Here is a 4,772-nt window from a genome sequence, read left to right on the forward strand (position 1 = left end):
GATTTATGATTTAAGATTTATGATTTAAGATTTATGATTTAAGATTTATGATTTATGATTTAAGATTTATGATTTAAGATTTGGGAATTGGGATTTGGGATTTAGGATTTAGGATTTGGGATTTGGGAATTGGGATTTGGGAATTGGGATTTGGGAATTGGGAATTGGGAATTGGGATTTGAGTAGCGGTTTTTACTATTTGTTCTGGAAGTATAAACTTTCCATCTGAAACTTATAACTAAACTTTGTAACTTTGACCAATCAATCCTCACTACATGCTGCAAACTGCTTTTCAACGCTATATTAATAATTTCAGAGGTTTTTCGAGAGAGATTTGGATACTTACCCTCATAACGTTTATCAATCGTGCTGGGACAATGGTATTGCCTTTTTTATCGAAATACTTGAAAGAAGATTTGCATTTCACTTATGGCGAGGTAGGTTGGATTATGGTTTGCTTTGGTATTGGTTCCCTATTAGGTTCTTGGTTGGGTGGAAAACTTTCGGATAAAATTGGGTTCTACCGCATCATGATTTTTAGTTTACTGGTAAGTGGGCTTCTCTTTTTTGTTATTCAATTCATCACCAGTTTTATTGGCCTTTGTATCAGTATGTTTTTGATTATGACAGTTGCTGATATGTATCGTCCTGCGATGTTTGTGTCACTGGGTGCTTATGCCAAACCTGAGAACAGAACGCGTGCCCTCACTTTAGTTAGACTAGCGATTAATCTTGGCTTTGCTGCTGGTCCTGCGATAGGGGGATTTATTATTATGAATATTGGGTATCGTGGATTGTTTTGGGCTGATGGTGCAACGTGTATTATTGCAATTCTTATCTTTTGGCTAAAAGTAAAAGAGAAGAAAAAAACGGCTTATCGCGATAAAGTTCACCCCGGCGAAGTGTTTACCCACTCGGTCTTCAAAGATAAGCCCTTTATGATTTTTCTTTTTACTTGTCTCATTTCGGGTATATTATTTTTTCAATTATTTACTACTATCCCACTCTATCACAAAGAGCAATTTAACTTAACCGAGTTGCAAACTGGCTTGCTTTTAACCCTGAACGGTTTAATGATTTTTTTCCTAGAAATGCCGCTTGTTAGCTATGTGGAACGCCACAAGATTAGTAAAGTGAAAGTCGTTGCCACAGGTGTGTTGCTAATGGCTATTAGTCTATTCTTACTGCTTATCAATACATGGGCTGGTGTACTCATTATTATGATGTTATTTATGACCTTTGGTGAAATGTTTTCATTCCCCTTCTCCAATTCGGTGGCACTTAGCAGAGCACCTAAGGGACATGAAGGGCGCTATATGGCAATATACACGATGAGTTTCAGCTCAGCACACATTCTTAGTACTAAAATGGGTATGGAAATTATTGAGTATTTCGGTTACCAAATCAATTGGTTGGTTATGGGGACACTTGGATTGTTAGGTGCAATAGCTGGAGTTTATGTGTTTCGACTTATCCAGCGAGAATATAAGGCATAAAGTAACTATCCCTATTACATTACTAGTTACTTACAAAATAGTTAAATAAATTTTAAATTATTTTTACTGAAAAACATCTTTTTTTAAGTTTGCTATACTTAAAATTAAAACTTATTATTCTTATGAAAACAAAATTTAACTCAATGTTAGTGGCTTTTATTATCACTATAGCTAATGGCTTTTCACAAGACAAAAAACCATTTGTTATAAAACCAAATGATGACAAAGGCGATATCGTGATGACCTGGAGAGCAAATACACCAGAGCAAGAAATGAAAGACGACATCAAAGCTTTAGCCAATCATGGTGTAACTATTACCTATGATGCCGTAAAACGAAACAGCAAAGGAGAAATAACCGCTATCAAAGTAACTTATGCCGATAGAAAAGGAAATAAAGGTTCCTTAGATATGGATAATCAAAAACCGATTACTACCATTAAGTTCTTTAAACAAGGAGAGAATATTGGATTTGGTGAACCTGTTAATGATGACTTTTTATCTAGTGCTAATGGTTTTAATGGATTTTTAAACGGACAAAACCCTATGCAATTATTCAATTTTAGTCAGGGTGATGATGATGAAAATACTAAGTCTTATAGTTATAGTTTTAGCGATGATAATTCCTCAGCCAAGTCAAGAACTTTTATCCAAAAAGACGGCAAAAAACCATTGGTCATTGAAGATGGTGAAGTAGTTGAAGGTGGCGATGATTATACCAAAGAAGAATTAGAAGAAGTTCAAAAAAATAATAAAGTAGAACGCTCTGCCGAAGATGCCTTTCCTAATTTCAATTTTAATGACCAAGGCAATATGGCCGAGCAAATGAAAAAGATGCAAGAACAACTCAATCAGTTAATGCAAAAACAACAAGATAACAATCCAACTGAGGAAAGCTATAAGTCACTACGAGAATCAAAGGAAGAACTAGAAAAGGCCAAAGAGGAACTCAAAAAAGCCAAGCAAGAGTTAGAAAAGACCAAAACAATTTTAAAAACTCAAAAAGCATAATGTAATTAAACCGTATCTACGATGGTTTTGTTCTATTTTTGTAGCAAATAAAACAATGATGTATCCACTCTTAGCCAAAATCAACAAACTTCTGTTGCCTAGTTTTACCAAGCAAGGATTAGATATATCCAAAGCCAAGAAATGGCAAATGGCTATAATAGGTTGGCGTTATTATGTTACTAGTCGTGCTTTAAAGAATTAGTAATAGTGCTTTAAAAGTATATTGAGTTTGCATATTAGACATTAATACTTATATTTGCACCCACAAAAAAGGCCTCGTGGCGCAACTGAATAGCGCATCTGATTACGGCTCAGAAGGTTACTGGTTTGAATCCAGTCGAGGTCACGAATGAATAAAATCATAAGAAAAAACGCCAAGCTTGCTTGAGCGTTTTTTTGTTGGTTTTATTCTCAAAGCGTAGCTTTACTGGATGTTGCGAAGCAAAATCCAGTGATTTGTATGGCAGAGCTTTACTGGATGTTGCGAAGCAAAGTCCAGTGATTTGTATGGCAGAGCTTTGCTGGATGTTGCGAAGCAAGATCCAAATTGTTTTATGATTACTACAAAGCAAAATCCAATGTAATGCATAGCGAAGCTATGATGGAAGACCAAAGTTAATACAATCCCTTTTTGTTACAATCAGGCATCTACGTTATCCCATTATAATCTATTGATATAACTGCTGTATAAATCTTTAAACTGATAGCCCACGTCTACCCTATCTTTACTTAATTTCTCATATTCTACCAAACCCCACAGTACAAATTCTTTTAAAAAGTATTTGTCTTCAGCAGGTATTTGAGGTTGGTATTTTTGGATTAAGTCTTCTAAAGGTTCAACTGCATCCAATTGTTTTTTATACTCTTCATCAGAAGCATCGTCTAGTAATTCGAAACCTGTTTCAGCAAAGAACCACTCTAGAATTTTAGCATACGGACTGGCATCAATGTCTTTTTCTAGCTTTTCAATTTTTGGAAAATACGCCGGAAAGAACGTATAAATAGCATTACTTATTAAATTTTTTGCTACTACTGCTGCGCCTTCTTGTTCGCCTTCATATACCAATTCTACTTTTCCTGTCAAAGCGGGAATAATTCCCATAAAATCAGACAATCTAATAGTCGTTTTATCGACACCCGATAACAACGCTCTTCTTTCGGCGGTACTTACTAAATTTTCAAAAGCAGTAATGGTCATTCTCGCACTTACACCACTTTTGTTATCAATAAATTCACTTTCTCTGGCTTCAAAAGCGATTTGTTCCAATAAATCTTTGGCAAGTGATGGAACATGAACACTCGCTGTTTGTTGGTCATTCAATTTGGCCTCTTGATGCGTAATGGTTCTGGCTACCGCAATACTTTCTGGGTAATGTGTCAAAATTTGTGAACCAATTCTATCTTTCAGTGGGGTTACTATACTTCCACGATTGGTATAATCTTCGGGGTTTGCCGTAAACACAAATTGCATATCAAGGGGCATTCGCAGTTTAAAACCACGAATTTGCACATCCCCTTCTTGCAAAATATTAAATAAAGCCACCTGAATTCTGGCTTGTAAATCTGGCAACTCATTGATAACAAAAATACAACGATTAGCTCTTGGTATCATTCCGAAATGAATAACTCTATCATCAGCATAAGACAATTTTAGATTGGCTGCTTTTATCGGGTCAACATCTCCTATTAAATCAGCAACGGTTACATCTGGAGTAGCGAGTTTTTCTGAAAAACGTTCGCTTCTGTGCAACCATGTTATAGGCGTTGTATCGCCTTTTTCGGCTAATAAATCTTTGGCAAAACGAGAGATGGGGTTAAAAGGATCATCATTAATTTCTGAACCTTCTACCACCGGAATGTATTCGTCCAACAATTCAATCATCTTTCGCGCCAATCTGGTTTTTGCTTGTCCGCGAAGTCCCAATAAATTAATATTGTGACGCGATAAAATGGCACGCTCTAGTTCAGGAATTACGGTATTTTCAAATCCGTGAACTCCCTCAAAAACAGGTTGCCCCGATTTTAGTTTTTCACGTAAATTATCTCGCAATTCATCTTTAATACTTCTTGAAATGTATCCTGACTTTTTTAATTCTGCTAGTGTTTTTATTTCTTTCATGGGTTTTCGGTTGTTGGTTGTCGGTTTTCGGTTATCGGTTTTCGGTTTTCGGTTTTCGGTTTTCGGTTATCGGTTTTCGGTTATCGGTTATCGGTTTTCGGTTGTCGGTTTTCGGTTATCGGTTTTCGGTTATGGGTTTTCGGTTAT

General features: G+C 35.9%; 4 protein-coding genes and 1 tRNA gene. 4 read left to right on the forward strand and 1 reads right to left on the reverse strand.

What is annotated here, in order from left to right; genetic code table 11:
* Nucleotides 1–275: 275 nt before the first annotated feature.
* From ACOYLT_RS10045 to ACOYLT_RS10060, 4 genes are all read left to right on the forward strand, one after another.
* Nucleotides 276–1,496 carry an MDR family MFS transporter gene (locus ACOYLT_RS10045; RefSeq protein ID WP_422853721.1) on the forward strand — a complete coding sequence of 407 codons (1,221 nt, stop codon included), beginning with the start codon at nt 276–278 and terminating at the stop codon, nt 1,494–1,496.
* 122 nt (nt 1,497–1,618) lie between these two features.
* Nucleotides 1,619–2,506 carry a hypothetical protein gene (locus tag ACOYLT_RS10050; RefSeq protein WP_422853722.1) on the forward strand — a complete coding sequence of 296 codons (888 nt, stop codon included), beginning with the start codon at nt 1,619–1,621 and terminating at the stop codon, nt 2,504–2,506.
* Nucleotides 2,507–2,564: 58 nt separating this feature from the next.
* The gene (locus ACOYLT_RS10055; protein ID WP_422853724.1) at nt 2,565–2,708 is read left to right on the forward strand and encodes an SsrA-binding protein; all 144 of its coding nucleotides are present in this window, start codon (nt 2,565–2,567) and stop codon (nt 2,706–2,708) included.
* Nucleotides 2,709–2,778: 70 nt separating this feature from the next.
* Nucleotides 2,779–2,852: transfer RNA gene (locus ACOYLT_RS10060), tRNA-Arg, on the forward strand.
* Nucleotides 2,853–3,167: 315 nt separating this feature from the next.
* Here the strand turns inward: ACOYLT_RS10060 and ACOYLT_RS10065 are convergent.
* Nucleotides 3,168–4,625 (reverse strand): magnesium chelatase, encoded by a 1,458-nt coding sequence (locus ACOYLT_RS10065; RefSeq protein ID WP_422853723.1) that lies wholly within the window; start codon nt 4,623–4,625, stop codon nt 3,168–3,170.
* Nucleotides 4,626–4,772 lie beyond the last annotated feature (147 nt).

Source organism: Flavobacterium sp., assembly GCF_049318185.1.
GTDB lineage: Bacteria > Bacteroidota > Bacteroidia > Flavobacteriales > Flavobacteriaceae > Flavobacterium.